The following is a 15621-nucleotide window of genomic DNA, read 5'->3' on the forward strand; positions in this document are numbered from 1 at the left end:
TCAGCCGCCCGGGAGGGGGCGGTCAGCCGGCCTCCGGGTCGCCCTTCGTGTAGGTCAGGCGCTCCACCTGGCCGGGCTCGAATTCGTTCTCGACCTGCTTGCCGTTCACGTACAGCTCGATCGCGCCGGCGTCGCCGAGGATGAGGGCGATCTTCTGCTTGTCCTGGAAGGTCTTGGCCTGGCCCTGCTCCAGGACGCCGTCGAAGAGCGTGCGTCCGCTGTGGTCCTTGGCGGAGATCCAGCTGCGGCCGTCCGCGGCGTCGACCTTGACCGTGACCTTGTCGCGCGGGACGCCCGCGATGGCGCTGTCCGACGGGTCGGGCTTCGGATCGGCGGGCTTGTGGGGCTTGGGCTTCTGCGGGGGCTTGCTGCTGGCCGGGGTGGAGCCCTCGGCGAGCGACTTGGAGCTGTCCTTGTCGTCGCCGCCGCCGAACGCGGTGAAACCGACGAAGCCGATCACCGCGACGATCGCGGCGACCATGGCCGCGGTCCAGTTCGGCCTGCGGGGTTCGGAGCGGATGCGCTCGGCCTCGAAGAGGGGCGCCGCCGGCGTGGGGGCGGGCGGGCGACCGCCGTGCCCCTCGTCGTACTGCGCGACGAGCGGCGCCGGATCGAGTCCGACGGCGCGCGCGAGGGTCCTGATGTGGCCGCGGGCGTACACGTCGCCGCCGCACCGGGAGAAGTCGTCCTGTTCGATCGCGTGCACGATGGGGATGCGCACCCGGGTGGACGAGCTGATTTCGTCGACGGTCAGGCCGCTGTCGATACGGGCCTGCCGCAGGGCGCGGCCGATCGAGGGCCGGTCGTCGGCCGGGCGGTCGCCCGCGGGGCCGCCGTCCGCCGGGTTCTCGTCGGCGACGTGGTCGGGTCGGTCGAGGCGGTCGTCTGAAGGTCGGTCGTCTTCAGGGGAGTTGCCGATGGACACGGGGGCGCCTTTCGAGCGTGTAGCCACCTGCCGGAGGTTCATTTTATGGGGGTCTTGAAAGGGTGGGGCAACCGGGCGGACGGACTTTGTACGCCATCAGAATGGCCGGACATCCTGATGGTGGGACATCGTGCTCCTGTCTCCCTCAACTTGACGTACGCCGAAGGGAAACGGTTGCTCGCCCATCCCTTACGGGTGAGGACCGCTGCCCGCCCTTATGGGTGAGCCTCCCCGCGGATCACGGAGAGCACGCCGTCCAGCTCGTCAGGTTTCACAAGAACGTCACGTGCTTTTGAGCCTTCGCTGGGCCCGACGATGGAGCGGGACTCCATCAGGTCCATCAGCCGACCGGCCTTGGCGAACCCGACGCGCAGCTTGCGCTGGAGCATGGACGTGGACCCGAACTGGGTGGAAACCACCAGCTCAGCGGCCTGGCACAGCAGATCCAGGTCGTCGCCGATGTCCTCGTCGATCTCCTTCTTCTGCTTGGTGCCGACGGTGACGTCGTCCCGGAAGACGGGCGCCATCTGGTCCTTGCAGTGCTGGACGACCGCGTGGATCTCGTCCTCGGTGACGAAGGCGCCCTGCATACGGGTGGGCTTGTTCGCGCCCATCGGCAGGAACAGACCGTCACCCTTTCCGATGAGCTTCTCCGCGCCGGGCTGGTCGAGGATGACGCGGCTGTCGGCGAGCGAAGAGGTGGCGAACGCGAGCCGGGACGGCACGTTCGCCTTGATCAGGCCGGTCACGACGTCCACGGAGGGCCGCTGGGTGGCGAGCACCAGGTGGATGCCCGCCGCGCGCGCGAGCTGGGTGATGCGCACGATCGAGTCCTCGACGTCGCGCGGGGCGACCATCATCAGGTCGGCGAGCTCGTCGACGATGACCAGCAGGTACGGGTAGGCCTGCAGCTCGCGCTCACTGCCCTCGGGCGTCTTGAGCTTGCCCTCGCGCACGGCCTGGTTGAAGTCGTCGATGTGCCGGTAGCCGAAGGCCGCGAGGTCGTCGTAGCGCAGGTCCATCTCCCGCACGACCCACTGGAGGGCCTCGGCGGCCTTCTTCGGGTTGGTGATGATCGGCGTGATCAGGTGCGGGATGCCCTCGTAGGCGGTGAGCTCGACGCGCTTGGGGTCCACGAGGACCATCCGGACGTCCTCGGGCGTCGCTCTTATCATGATCGAAGTGATCAGGCAGTTGATGCAGGACGACTTGCCGGAGCCGGTGGCACCGGCCACCAGGATGTGCGGCATCTTGGCCATGTTGGCCATCACGTAGCCGCCCTCGACGTCCTTGCCGAGCGCGACGAGCATGGGGTGGTCGTCCTCGGCCGCGTCGGCCAGGCGCAGTACGTCGCCCACGTTGACCATCTCGCGGTCGGTGTTCGGGATCTCGATGCCGACCGCGGACTTGCCGGGGATGGGCGAGATGATCCGGACGTCCGGGGAGGCCACCGCGTACGCGATGTTCTTGGCCAGTGCCGTGATCTTCTCGACCTTCACGGCGGGGCCGAGCTCGATCTCGTAGCGCGTGACCGTCGGGCCGCGCGTGAAGCCGGTGACGGCGGCGTCGACCTTGAACTCGGTGAAGACGTTCGACAGCGAGTCGACCACGGCGTCGTTGGCGGCGCTGCGCGACTTGCCGGGGCCGCCGCGCTCCAGGAGGTCGAGCGAGGGCAGCGAGTAGGTGATGTCGCCGGACAGCTGCAGCTGCTCGGCGCGCGGCGGCAGCTCGCGCGGGGCGTCGGGCGCGGACTTGGTGAGGTCCGGCACGACGCTCTCAGCGGGCTCCTGCGGCTTCTTCCTGAGCTTGCCGGGCACGGGCGCGTCCGTGGCGCGCGCGGTCGGCACAGGAGCCGCCTGCTCGCGCTCCTCGCGCTGTTCGCGCTCCCCCCGCTCCCCCGACACGCCCTGCGTCAGATCGGCGACCAGCGCCGAGGGCGGCATGCCGTGCATGACGGCCCCGTCCAGGGCGGCAGCCGCGGCGGCCGCCACGTCCACGGCGTCCATCGGCCGGTCCATGTCCGGCTGTACGGGGGTGCGGCGCGGCCTGCGCCGCCGGGAGAGCGCGTCCTCCTCGGCCAGGTCGGGCGCGTACCCGTCCGGGGCGGGGGTGCGCCGGCGCGCGGAGCGCGCGGGCAGCGCCTCGCGCCACTGGTCGTCGTAGCGCTCGTCGTCGTCCGTGAAGGCGTCGTCCTCCTCGGGCGCCGCCTGGACGACGCCCAGGCGGGTGCCCAGCAGGCGCAGCCGCTGCGGGATGGCGTTGACGGGCGTCGCCGTGACGACGAGCAGCCCGAAGACGGTGAGGAGCACCAGGAGCGGCACCGCGAGGATCTCGCCCATGGTGAAGATCAGCGGGGTGGAGGTGGCCCAGCCGATCAGGCCGCCCGCGTCCCTTATCGCCTGCATGCCGTCGCTGCGGGCGGGCGAGCCGCAGGCGACGTGGACCTGGCCGAGCACGCCGACGACCAGCGCGGACAGGCCGATCACGATGCGGCCGTTCGCCTCGGGCTTCTCCGGGTGCCGGATGAGCCGGACGGCGACCGCGCCGAGCAGCAGCGGCACCAGCAGGTCGAGGCGGCCGAAGGCGCCGGTGACCAGGACCTCGACGAGGTCCCCGACCGGGCCGCGCAGATTCGACCAGGTGCCGGCGGCGACGATCAGCGCGATGCCGAGGAGGAGGAGCGCGAGGCCGTCCTTGCGGTGGGCCGGGTCCAGGCCCTTGGCGCCGCGCCCTATGCCGCGGAACATGGCGCCGACGCCGTGCGCGAGGCCCAGCCAGACGGCGCGCACGAGTCGGTACACGCCCCCGGTGGGACTGGGCGCCGGCTTGGGCGCGGGCTTCTTGGCGGCCGCCTTCTTGGCCGGCGCCTTCTTCGCGGGCGCCCGCTTGGCCGCGGCTTTCTTCGCGGGCGGTCCGGCAGCGGCCTTCTTCGCCGGAGCCTTGGTCGGCGCGGCCGCCTTCTTCGCGGGCGTCTTCTTGGCTGCGGACTGACGTGAGGCCATGGGTGTGAGGTTACCGGTGCGGACCACTGCTCACACGTGTGCCCAGTGCTTCACCCGTCTGTGTCGCCCTTGCCGTGGCGGAGAACTGACGGTGATTCACCGGGCCCGCGTGGCACGAAACCTCCGCAGAGGCTCCGCGTCACGTCAGTTCTGCGAGGGGACCGAGGGGGCACCGCTGCCGGTGCCCGGCTCCAGGGCGTCAAGAGCCCGCCGCAGGCCGGTGAGTTTGCGTTCGAGATGGGCGGCGGTGGCGACCGCCGCCGCGTCCGCCGACTCGTCGTCCAGCTGTTTGGACAGCGCCTCGGCCTGCTCCTCGACCGCCGCGAGCCGCGCCGACAGCTCGGCGAGCAGACCCGCCGGCTCCTTCGCCTCGCCGGCCGCCGCCTTGCCGCCGCCCTCCAGCTGGAGACGCAGCAGGGCCGCCTGCTCACGCAGTTGGCAGTTCTTCATGTACAGCTCGACGAACACCGACACCTTCGCGCGCAGCACCCACGGGTCGAAGGGCTTGGAGATGTAGTCCACAGCACCCGCGGCATAGCCGCGGAAGGTGTGGTGCGGCCCGTGGTTGATGGCGGTGAGGAAGATGATCGGGATGTCCCGGGTCCGCTCCCGCCGCTTGATGTGCGCCGCGGTTTCGAATCCGTCCATTCCTGGCATCTGGACGTCCAGCAGAATGACCGCGAAGTCGTCCGTGAGTAGTGCTTTGAGCGCTTCCTCCCCGGACGATGCCCGCACCAGTGTCTGATCGAGCGCAGAGAGGATGGCCTCCAGCGCCAGCAGATTCTCCGGCCGGTCATCGACCAGGAGGATCTTGGCCTTCTGCACCATGGCCCGCCCTCCTCGCCCCGGCGAAACACCGGGCGCCGCCCCAGAGGACGACTCCCTTGCGCCGCCCGTCCTTGTGCCGGTCATGGTAGCCGCACCCCGCCTGTCGCCACACCCTGTCACCGCGATGTCACTGTGCACGTAGCAGAAACGCGGTGGGAGACCAGAAGGTTCCCCGAATACCGCGGTTCTACACGGCCTCGACCACACTCTGTCAGCAACTGCGTGTGACGAAGCCGTTTCTCGGTCACTCGCCGCGCATCCACTGCTCCATCACCGACAACAGGTGATCCGGGTCGACCGGCTTCGTGACGTAGTCGGAAGCTCCGGAGTCGATCGCCTTCTCCCGGTCGCCCTTCATCGCCTTCGCGGTGAGCGCGATGATCGGGAGCCCGGCGAACTGCGGCATCCGCCGGATCGCCGTCGTCGTCGCGTATCCATCCATCTCGGGCATCATGATGTCCATCAGGACAACCGTCACATCGTCGTGCTGCTCCAGCACTTCGATGCCCTCCCGGCCGTTCTCCGCGTACAGCACCGCCAGGCCGTGCTGTTCCAGGACGCTGGTGAGCGCGAAGACGTTGCGGATGTCGTCGTCGACGATCAGGACCTTCTCCCCGCCGAAGTGGAACCCGCGCCGCGCGACGGCCGGCGTCTCCTGCGCCGAGGGCACGGGGACGGGCCACTGCTCCTGCGGCTGCTGCTCCTGGGGGGCGGCCGCCGGCAGGGCCGGGGGCTCCTGCGCGGGCGCGGCCCTGCGCCGCCTGCGGAAGAGCGCGGCGGGCCCCGTGGGCGGCGTCTCCTGGCGCGCCGGAGCGGCCTCGGACGGCGTCGCCTCGTCCGCCGCGGCGCCCTCCTCCAGGGCGGGCAGCTCCCGCGGCTGGGGCGGCGGAGCCAGCTGCGTGTAGCCCTGGGGCGGCAGTTCGCTCGGGTGCAGCGGCAAATAGAGCGTGAAGGTCGAGCCGCGGCCCGGTTCGCTCTGCGCGTGGATCTCGCCACCCAGGAGCCGTGCGATCTCGCGGCTGATGGACAGGCCGAGGCCGGTGCCGCCGTACTTCCTGCTGGTCGTTCCGTCGGCCTGCTTGAACGCCTCGAAGATGACCCGCATCTTGCTGGCCGCGATGCCGATGCCGGTGTCGGTCACCGAGAAGGCGATCAGGTCGGCGTCCGCGTCGCGCAGCGAGCCCGCCTCCAGGAGCTGCTCCCGGATCGCGTTGGGCACGTCGTTGTTGGCGTGCCGGATGACCAGCTCGACCGCTCCGGAGTCGGTGAACTTCACCGCGTTCGACAGGAGGTTGCGCAGCACCTGGAGCAGGCGCTGTTCGTCCGTGTGCAGCGTCGCGGGCAGCTCCGGGGACACCCGTACGGAGAAGTCGAGCCCCTTCTCCGCGGTCAGCGGACGGAAAGTGGCCTCTACGTAGTCGACGAGCTGGACCAGGGCGATGCGCGTCGGAGAGACGTCCATCTTGCCCGCCTCGACCTTCGACAGGTCGAGGATGTCGTTGATGAGCTGCAACAGGTCCGAGCCCGCGCCGTGGATCGTCTCGGCGAACTCGACCTGCTTGGGGGTGAGGTTCGCGTCGGCGTTGTCGGCGAGCAACTTCGCGAGGATCAGCAGCGAGTTGAGCGGCGTGCGCAGCTCGTGCGACATGTTCGCCAGGAACTCGGACTTGTAGCGCATCGAGACCGCGAGCTGCTCGGCGCGCTCCTCCAGGACCTGCCTGGCCTCCTCGATCTCGGTGTTCTTGACCTCGATGTCGCGGTTCTGCTGGGCCAGCAGCTCGGCCTTCTCCTCCAGTTCGGCATTGGAGGACTGCAGCGCCTTCTGCCGGTTCTCCAACTCGGCCGAGCGCTCGCGCAGTTGCTCGGTCAGCTCCTGCGACTGCTTGAGCAGCACCTCGGTCTTCGTGTTGACGCTGATGGTGTTGACGCTCGTCGCGATCATCTCGGCGATCTGGCTGAGGAAGTCCTTCTGGATCTGCGTGAAGGGCTGGAAGGCCGCCAGCTCGATCACGCCGAGCACGGTCCCCTCGAAGAGCACCGGAAGCACGATGACCTGCGCGGGCGGCGCCTCGCCGAGCCCCGAGGCGATCCGCAGGTACCCCGAGGGCGCGTTCTCCACCAGGATCGTGCGCCGCTCCTTGGCGGCCGTCCCGATGAGCGTCTCGCCGGGCCGGAACGAGGTGGGCATCGACCCCATCGAGTAGCCGTAGCTGCCGAGCATCCGCAGCTCGTACGCGTCCTCGTGGTCGCCCCCGAGGTCCTGCCCGTCGTCCGTGGGCATCGCAAGGAAGAACGCGCCGTGCTGCGCCGAGACGACCGGCGTCAGCTCGCTCATGATCAGCGAGGCGACGTCCTCCAGGTCGCGGCGGCCCTGCATCAGGCCGGAGATCCGCGCGAGGTTGCCCTTGAGCCAGTCCTGCTCCTTGTTGGCGAGGGTCGTGTCGCGCAGGTTCGCGATCATGGTGTTGATGTTGTCCTGCAGGGCCTGGATCTCGCCCGCCGCGTCGACCTCGATCTTCAGGTTGAGGTCGCCGCGGGTGACCGCGGTGGCGACCTTCGCGATGGCGCGCACCTGACGGGTCAGGTTCCCGGCCATCTCGTTCACCGACTCGGTGAGGTCGCGCCACGTGCCGTCGACGTCACGCACGCGTGCCTGGCCGCCCAGCTGCCCCTCGGTGCCCACCTCGCGGGCGACCCGGGTGACCTGCTCGGCGAACGACGACAGCTGGTCGACCATCGTGTTGATGGTCGTCTTGAGCTCCAGGATCTCGCCCCGGGCGTCGATGTCGATCTTCTTGGTCAGGTCACCCTTGGCGATCGCGGTGGTGACCATCGCGATGTTGCGGACCTGGCCGGTCAGGTTGGACGCCATCGAGTTCACCGACTCGGTGAGGTCCTTCCACGTACCGGAGACGCCCGGCACCCGCGCCTGGCCGCCCAGGATGCCGTCCGTGCCCACCTCGCGGGCCACCCGCGTGACCTCGTCGGCGAACGAACTCAGCGTCGTCACCATGGTGTTGACCGTGTCGGCGAGCTGCGCGACCTCACCGCGCGCCTCGACCGTGACCTTCTTGGTGAGGTCGCCGTTGGCGACCGCCGCCGAGACCTGCGAGATGTTGCGCACCTGGCTGGTCAGGTTGTTGGCCATCAGGTTGACGTTGTCGCTCAGGTCCTTCCAGATGCCGGTGACACCCGGCACCCGCGCCTGACCGCCCAACTGGCCCTCGGTGCCCACCTCGCGCGCCACCCGCGTGACCTGCTCGGCGAACGACGACAGCTGGTCCACCATCGTGTTGACGGTCGTGACGAGTTCGAGGATCTCGCCCTTCGCGTCCACGGTGATCTTCTTGGAGAGGTCGCCCATGGCGACCGCCGTGGTGACCTCGGCGATGTTCCGCACCTGGAGGGTGAGGTTGTTCGCCATGCCGTTCACGGACTGCGTGAGGTCCTTCCAGGTGCCCGAGACGCCCTGCACCTCGGCCTGGCCGCCGAGGATGCCGTCCGTACCCACCTCGCGGGACACCCGCGTGACCTGCTCGGCGAAGGCGGACAGCTGGTCCACCATCGTGTTCAGGGTGTTCTTCAGCTCCAGGATCTCGCCGCGCGCGTCCACGTCGATCTTCTGCGACAGGTCACCGCGCGCCACCGCCGTCGCCACCTGCGCGATGTTGCGGACCTGCGCGGTGAGGTTCCCGGCCATGCCGTTCACCGAGTCCGTCAGGTCCCGCCACACACCGGCTACGCCCGGCACCTGCGCCTGACCGCCGAGGCGCCCCTCGGTGCCCACCTCGCGGGCCACCCGGGTCACCTGGTCGGCGAAGGCGGAGAGCTGGTCCACCATCGTGTTGATGGTGTTCTTCAGCTCCAGGATCTCGCCGCGCGCGTCGACCTCGATCTTCTGCGACAGGTCACCGCGCGCCACCGCCGTGGTGACCTGGGCGATCTGGCGCACCTGGGACGTCAGGTTCCCGGCCATGAAGTTGACGGAGTCCGTGAGGTCCTTCCACGTACCGCTCACGCCGTCCACGCGCGCCTGACCACCCAGCCGGCCCTCCGTGCCCACGTCCCGCGCCATCCGCGTGACCTGGTCGGCGAAGGACGACAGCTGGTCGACCATGGTGTTCACGGTGTTCTTCAGCTGGAGCATCTCGCCGGAGACGTCCACGGTGACCTTCTGCGACAGGTCGCCGTTGGCCACCGCCGTCGTCACCTGCGCGATGTTGCGGACCTGCCCGGTGAGGTTGCGGAAGGCGGTGTTCACCGAGTCGGTGAGGTCCTTCCAGGTACCGGCCGCGCCCTGCACCTGCGCCTGGCCGCCCAGCTCACCCTCGACACCGATCTCCCGCGCCACCCGGGTGACTTCGGAACCGAAGGCGGACAGCTGGTCCACCATCGTGTTCGTGGTGTTCTTCAGCTCCAGCATCTCGCCGGCGACATCGACCGTGACCTTCTGCGACAGGTCACCGTTCGCCACCGCCGTCGTCACCTGCGCGATGTCCCGCACCTGCGTGGTCAGGTTGCGGAAGACCGTGTTGACCGAGTCCGTCAGGTCCTTCCAGGTGCCCGCGGCGCCCGGCACGTTCGCCTGACCGCCGAGCTGCCCCTCGGCACCGACCTCGTTGGCCACGCGCGTGACCTCGTCCGCGAACGTGCGCAGCGTCTCGGTCATCTGGTTGATGGTCTCGGCGAGCTGGGCGACCTCGCCGCGCGCGCTCACCGTCACCTTCCGCGACAGGTCACCGTTGGCGACGGCCGTCGTGACCTCGGCGATCCCCCGCACCTGCGCGGTGAGGTTGCCGGCCATGAGGTTCACCGAATCGGTGAGGTCCTTCCACACACCCGCCACACCCGGCACCTGCGCCTGGCCGCCGAGCTCGCCCTCCGTGCCCACCTCGCGGGCGACGCGCGTCACTTCGGAGGAGAACGACGAGAGCTGGTCCACCATCGTGTTGACGGTGTTCTTCAACTCCAGCATCTCGCCCGCGACATGGACGGTGACCTTCCGCGACAGGTCGCCCTTGGCCACCGCCGTCGTCACCAGCGCGATGTCCCGCACCTGGGCGGTCAGGCGGTACGCCATGGTGTTCACGGAGTCCGTGAGGTCCTTCCACGACCCGGACATCCCGCGCACCCTGGCCTGCCCGCCGAGCTTGCCCTCGGTGCCGACCTCGCTGGCCACGCGCGTGACCTCGTCGGTGAACGTGGAGAGCTGGTCGACGAGGTTGTTGACCGTCCGCCCGACCTTCAGGAACTCGCCGCGCAGCGGATGGCCGTTCCCGTCCAACCCCTGGGCCCGCAGCTCCATGCGCTGCTCCAGGTCGCCCTCGGCCACCGCGGAGAGCACCCGGCCGACCTCGGAGACCGGACGTACGAGATCGTCGACGAGCGCGTTCGACGCGTCGATCGCGGCCGCCCAGGAGCCCTCACTGGCTCCCGCCTCAAGTCGTTCCGTGAGTTTTCCCTCACGTCCGACCATGCGCCGCACCCGTGACAGCTCGCCCGTCAGATGCAGATTCCGGTCCGCCACCTCATTGAAGACCGCCGCGATCTCCGACATCACGTCGTCGCCGGAGACCGTGAGGCGCTTGCGGAAATTGCCGTCCCGCATCGCCACGAGGGCCGCGAGCAGCCTGTTCAGCGCCGCCGCATCCACGGAAGCCGTCGTCCCGCCGCGCGGTTTGCGCTGTTTGTTCAGGGACTGTCCGTCTTTCGCGCGCGTCTTAGTGCCCCGCGTCGCTGCGCCAGACTCCACTGTGTCCCTCCCGCAAGGGTCGACCGGTACTGCTCGGGTTTTCCTGGGCTGTCTCCATGAGCCTGCCCAGTGTTTCACCATGGCTGAACCAGGCCATAACAGTTCGGCAGCTTCGCACACCGTCCGCACACCCTCCGGGCGGAAACACTGACGACCGGCATCAGCATGGACGGCGAAGGTAAGTAACCTTGCATCCGGCTGTCCAACCACCCCGGTCCTGCCCGGCCAGGGCGGTGGTACACGAAACAAGCGGGCATCGGAGGGGCGGCCGCACCATGGGTTCGGGAGAACTGGGCGTCGAGACAGTCGCCACTGTCGACGCCGTCGATACTCGTACGAGGAGTGCTGTGATCACCGCGCGCGCGGCTGCCACCTTCGACCCGGTCGGACGGTCCGTCGCGACGGCTCGCTCCTTCGTCCGCGACACCCTCCAGGGCTGGGGGTTCTCCGACATCGTCGACGACGCCGTCGTCCTCACCAGCGAGCTGGTCACCAACGCCGTGGTGCACGCCGGCACGGCAGCCGACGTGGAATGCCTGCGCAGCGAGGGCGCCGTCCGCATCGAAGTCTCCGACCGCTATCCGGAACGCGAGATTCCGCTCCAGCAGTCGTCCGTGAACATGGGCAGCCCCGACCGCGAGGGCGGCCGCGGCCTCCAGCTCTGCGCGGCCCTCGCCACCCGCTGGGGCGTCGACTACTCCCCCACCCACAAGCAGGTCTGGTTCCAGCTCGACCTGCCCGACCGCCCGGTGGGCACCCGCACCGCGGGCCCCTCGCTCCCGGCCGAGCTGCTGCCCATCGCCGACGGCAGGGTCCGCGTCGCGGTCATCCAGATCGACCGCCTGGGCGCCATCTCCGCCTGGAACGAGGACGCCGAGGAACTCTTCGGGTACGTGGCCGAGCAGGTCATCGGCAAGCCCCTCAACGACCTCGCGGCCTGGCCGCACACCCCCGGCACCAGCACCGGCATCGCCGAGGCCCTCCAGCTCTCCCGCTGGGAGGGCAGCTACGGAGTCCGCGGCGCCAACGGCCGGGTGATCCCGGTGTACGCCTCGCACCTGCGCGTGCGCGACACCGACGGCGAGCCCTCCACCGTCTGCCTCCTGGTCCGCGACGACGAGCGCGCCGTGCTGCAGACCCCGCTGCGCGGCGCGGCCCCCGAGCCCGGCTCCCGCAGCGAGGGGCACTCCGCGGACCCCTTCGAGGTGTTCATCGGCTCGCCCGCCCCCGACGACCTGGACGGCCTGCTCCAGCGGACCGTCGAGCGCGCCCGCGACATGCTCGACGGCGACGCCGCCTTCCTGCTCCTCGCCACCGACGACGAGACGGAGCTGGAGGTCCGCGCCTCCACCGGCCTGCCCTCGGCCCGCCAGCGCTTCGCCCGCGTCCAGGTCGAGTCGGCCCCGGGGCGCTACGGCTCCGCCCGCATGCCCGCCGTCCACGAGGACCTCACGGTCGTGCCGGGCGCGGTCCCGCTCCTCGCGGGCACCGGCATGCGCTCCGTCGTCACGGTCCCGCTGAAGGTGGAGGGCCGCCTCACCGGCTCCCTGGGCGTCGCCGCCGAGGCCGCCGGCCGGTACTCGAACGAGGAGGCCCTGCGCCTGCAGTTCGCCGCCGACCGCATCGCCCTCGCCGTGGAGTCCGCCCGCCTCGGCGAGCTGGAAAGACTCCGCCGCGGCTCGCTCTCCTTCCTCGTGGAGGCCTCCGACCTGCTCGCGGGCACCCTCGACCGGGACCAGACCCTGGCCCTCATGGCCCAGATGACGGTCCCGACGCTCGCCACCTGGTGCGCCGTCTACACGATCGCGGACCAGTCGGCCGAGCCCTACCTCTCGTACGTCCTGCACGAGGACGAGGAGCGCATCGACGGCCTCAAGGCCCTCCTCTCCAAGATCGCCCCGCCGGACCCGGTGCCCACCCCGGGCGCCCGCGTCTGGGCGGCCCCCTCCGAGGCCGCGCACCAGGCCGCCCTGCGCACCTCCATGCGCAGCCTCGGCCTCGGCGAGCCCATGACCCTGGGCACGGGCATCGGCACGACGCTCTCCACCGCCTCTGCGGTGGGCGGCGAGACCGTGGTCCTGCCGCTGGTGGCCCGCAACCGCGTCATCGGCATGCTCACCCTCGGCAAGCCCTCCGACGAGCACTTCCGCCAAGAGATCCTGGAATTGGCCGAAGATCTCTCCCGCCGGGCGGCCCTCGCCCTCGACAACGCCCGGCTGTACTCCGAGCGCATGGCCATCAGCCAGTCCCTCCAGCGCAGCCTCCTGCCGCCCGGCCTCCCCCAGGTCCCGGGCGTCGAGGTCGAGGTCATCTACCGCGCGGCCGGCGAGGGCAACGAAGTGGGCGGCGACTTCTACGACCTCTTCCCCATCCGCGACGGCGCGTACGGCTTCGCGATCGGCGACGTCTGCGGCACGGGACCGGAGGCCGCGGCCGTCACGGGCCTGGCCCGGCACGCCCTCCGCCTGCTCGCCCGCGAGGGCTTCGGCGGCCCCGCCGTCCTGGAGCGCCTCAACGCGGCGATCCTCGACGAGGGCGCCCGCAGCCGCTTCCTGACGCTCCTGTACGGCGAGTTGTGGCCGCAGGAGGACGGTTCGGCGGTCCTGAAGATCGTCTGCGCCGGCCACCCGCTCCCGCTCCGCCTGCGCCAGGACGGCACGGTCGAGCCGTACGCGGAACCGCAGCCGCTGCTCGGCGTCATGGACGACCTGGAGTTGTACGAGCAGACGATGACGCTCGACCCGGGCGATGTCCTGCTGTGCGTGACCGACGGCGTCACCGAGCGCCGCGAGGGCACCCGCATGCTCGGCGACGACGGCCTGGCGGACGTCCTGACGACCTGTACGGGCCTGACGGCCGGCGCGGTCGCGGCCCGCATCATGCGCGCGGTGGAGCGTTTCGCGACGGACGCCCCGTCGGACGACATGGCGATCCTCGCGATGCGCGTCCCCGGCCTCCAGAAGGACTGAGCGCTTCCGGGGCACGCCGACGTGCCCCGGAACCCGCCGACTCCCGAATCAAAGCTCCCGGTCATGGGACCGGACAGAAAAAGGCCCCCGCCCAACTGGGCGGAGGCCTTTCCTTCTTGAGCCCCCAAGCGGAATCGAACCGCTGACCTTCTCCTTACCATGGAGACGCTCTACCGACTGAGCTATAGGGGCCTGCTGCGCTTCGGGGGTTTTCCCCGCGGCAACGGAATAGATCATACCCGAAATCGAAGGCGCCTCGAACCGCCTCCCCGCGCACTTTCCCCCCTTCCTCCGGCCTTCCTCCGGCCTTCCTCTGGACCGCTCCCACGGCCGCTGCCACTCTGCGCCCATGCCGACCCGACCCGGTACGTCCGCGCGGTACGCCGTGCCGCTGCTCCTCGCGGCCCTGCTCTGCCCGCTCACGGCCTGCGGCTCCGACGACGACAAGCCCGCCCCGCCCACCGGGGTGCCTGCGGCGACGGAGTCCCCGCGCCCCGGCGACCAGGAGGTCACCCTCTCCTGGAAAGGCGCGCGGCGCGTCTACGCCGTCCACGCCCCACCCGGTTTCACCCGCGCCGAGAGGCTCCCGCTGGTCATCGCCCTGCACCCCTATCCGGGCGACGGCGCCTCGGCGGCGGCCATCAGCGGCCTCAGCGCCAAGGCGGACGAGGAGAATTTCCTCGTCGCCTATCCCGACGGCCTCAACAAGGCCTTCAACGCCCTCATCTGCTGCGGCTCGCAGGACGACGTCGGTTTCGTCCGTACGCTGACGCATCGGCTGACCGGCACGTGGAACGCCGATCCCCGGCGCGTCTACGCCACCGGCATCTCCAACGGCGCCGACATGGCGTACAAGCTCGCCGTCGAACTCCCGGACACGTTCGCGGCCATTGCCCCGGTGAGCGGCGGATATCTGGGCACCGACACGGAATCCGCCTCGTACGTGCCGAGGACGCCGGTGCCGGTGCTCACCTTCCTGGGCGGCCTCGACCGCTCCTACGCCGCGATGGACGCGGGAATCGAGACCTGGCAGCGTCGCCTTTCCTGCGAGCCGGGCAAGCCCGCCCGGCTCGGGAAGAAGGTCACCAGGACGACGGCCCGGTGCGGCGACGGCTCGGAGGTCGTCGTTTATCGGCTGCCCGGCATGGGCCATTCCTGGCCCGGTGGCGCGGGCGGCGGAATGGCCGACCCGGAAGCGGGCGTCGACGCGACGGACTTGATGTGGGAGTTCTTCAAGTCCCACATCAGAAAGGCCTCGTGAGGGCCGGGCTCCGCTCAGAAAGCCGGCTGGAGGAGTCCACCGAGCGCATTGCACGCGGACACCACACGCTGCAGGTCGCGTCGCGACATCGACGCCCCGGCCGGCAGGGCCAGCGTCTCGTCGGCGGCCCGCTCGGTCTCGGGCAGGTGCACGTCCCGCCAGAACCGCGGCGTGCGGTGCACGGGAGTCTTCACCGGCACCCGGCAGTCGATTCCCTTGGCCCGTACGGCGCGGGCGAACGCGTCACGGTCCGGCCGCCCGTTGCCGGGCACCCGCACGACGTACTGCTGGTAGCTGTGCCCCGCATGGCCGTCGGGCGTCACGACCCCGCTGAGCCGCCCGCTGAGGTAGGCGGCGTGCGCCCGCCTGAGGTCCGGCTCGTCGTGCGGGGCGTCCGGCTCGGCCTGCTCCAGGACGAGCAGGCCCCGGCGCTGTCCGAGGTCCCGCAGCCGGCGCACGTCGGCCTGGTGGCCGAAGCGGTGCACGACGACGACGGCGGCCGTACGCGGGGTCACCGCGGCGGCAACGGCGTCGGGGTCGAGGCAGTACGTCGACGGCTCTATGTCGGCGAAGACGGGCACCGCACCGGCGAGGACCACGGCCTCCGCCACCTCGGCGTTCCCGTAGGCCGGCACGACGACCTCGTCGCCCGTACCGACTCCCGCGGCTCGCAGCATCTCAACTGTCCCCATACCTCGGGATGTTGGTCGCGCAACGTGAACGGCAAGTAACAGAAAACAAAAAAGAGCTGGTCCCTGAACCGAAGTTCAGGGACCAGCTCTTCTTATCAAAAGGAGTTCGGCGGCGTCCTACTCTCCCACAGGGTCCCCCCTGCAGTACCATCGGCGCTATGAGGCTTAGCTTCCGGGTTCGGAATGTAACCG

7 protein-coding genes, 1 tRNA gene and 1 rRNA gene are annotated in these 15621 nt (G+C 70.2%); 2 read left to right on the forward strand and 7 right to left on the reverse strand.

Annotated elements, in window-relative coordinates:
• Positions 1-22: 22 nt before the first annotated feature.
• The 4 genes from ACFYXE_RS26530 to ACFYXE_RS26545 all read right to left on the reverse strand — a co-directional run bounded on the left by ACFYXE_RS26530 (position 23) and on the right by ACFYXE_RS26545 (position 10507).
• Positions 23-925, reverse strand: a complete 903-nt coding sequence (locus ACFYXE_RS26530; RefSeq protein WP_361166040.1) for a helix-turn-helix domain-containing protein — start codon at positions 923-925, stop codon at positions 23-25.
• A gap of 215 nt (positions 926-1140) precedes the next feature.
• The gene (locus ACFYXE_RS26535) at positions 1141-3927 is read right to left on the reverse strand and encodes a DNA translocase FtsK (RefSeq protein ID WP_389316252.1); all 2787 of its coding nucleotides are present in this window, start codon (positions 3925-3927) and stop codon (positions 1141-1143) included.
• A gap of 144 nt (positions 3928-4071) precedes the next feature.
• Positions 4072-4755 (reverse strand): response regulator, encoded by a 684-nt coding sequence (locus tag ACFYXE_RS26540; RefSeq protein WP_361166046.1) that lies wholly within the window; start codon positions 4753-4755, stop codon positions 4072-4074.
• Positions 4756-4999: 244 nt separating this feature from the next.
• Positions 5000-10507 (reverse strand): HAMP domain-containing protein, encoded by a 5508-nt coding sequence (locus ACFYXE_RS26545; RefSeq protein ID WP_389316255.1) that lies wholly within the window; start codon positions 10505-10507, stop codon positions 5000-5002.
• Positions 10508-10854: 347 nt separating this feature from the next.
• Here ACFYXE_RS26545 and ACFYXE_RS26550 point away from each other — a divergent pair, with 347 nt between their 5' ends.
• Entirely contained in the window at positions 10855-13476 is a 2622-nt protein-coding gene (locus tag ACFYXE_RS26550) for a SpoIIE family protein phosphatase (RefSeq protein ID WP_361166070.1), read from the forward strand.
• A 119-nt stretch (positions 13477-13595) separates the two neighbouring features.
• Here ACFYXE_RS26550 and ACFYXE_RS26555 read toward each other — a convergent pair.
• A tRNA-Thr gene (locus ACFYXE_RS26555) sits at positions 13596-13668 on the reverse strand.
• A gap of 157 nt (positions 13669-13825) precedes the next feature.
• On the opposite strand from ACFYXE_RS26555, the gene ACFYXE_RS26560 reads away from it, so the two are divergent.
• On the forward strand, positions 13826-14737 hold the full coding sequence (locus tag ACFYXE_RS26560; RefSeq protein ID WP_389316257.1) for an alpha/beta hydrolase family esterase: 912 nt from the start codon (positions 13826-13828) through the stop codon (positions 14735-14737).
• Positions 14738-14751: 14 nt separating this feature from the next.
• Here ACFYXE_RS26560 and ACFYXE_RS26565 read toward each other — a convergent pair whose 3' ends face one another.
• Both ACFYXE_RS26565 and rrf read right to left on the reverse strand, forming a co-directional pair.
• Positions 14752-15414 carry a DegT/DnrJ/EryC1/StrS family aminotransferase gene (locus tag ACFYXE_RS26565; protein WP_389316302.1) on the reverse strand — a complete coding sequence of 221 codons (663 nt, stop codon included), beginning with the start codon at positions 15412-15414 and terminating at the stop codon, positions 14752-14754.
• A 119-nt stretch (positions 15415-15533) separates the two neighbouring features.
• Positions 15534-15621, reverse strand: a 5S ribosomal RNA gene (gene rrf / locus ACFYXE_RS26570); the annotation flags it as partial.

The organism is Streptomyces sp. NPDC002564, assembly GCF_042889645.1.
Lineage (GTDB): Bacteria > Actinomycetota > Actinomycetes > Streptomycetales > Streptomycetaceae > Streptomyces.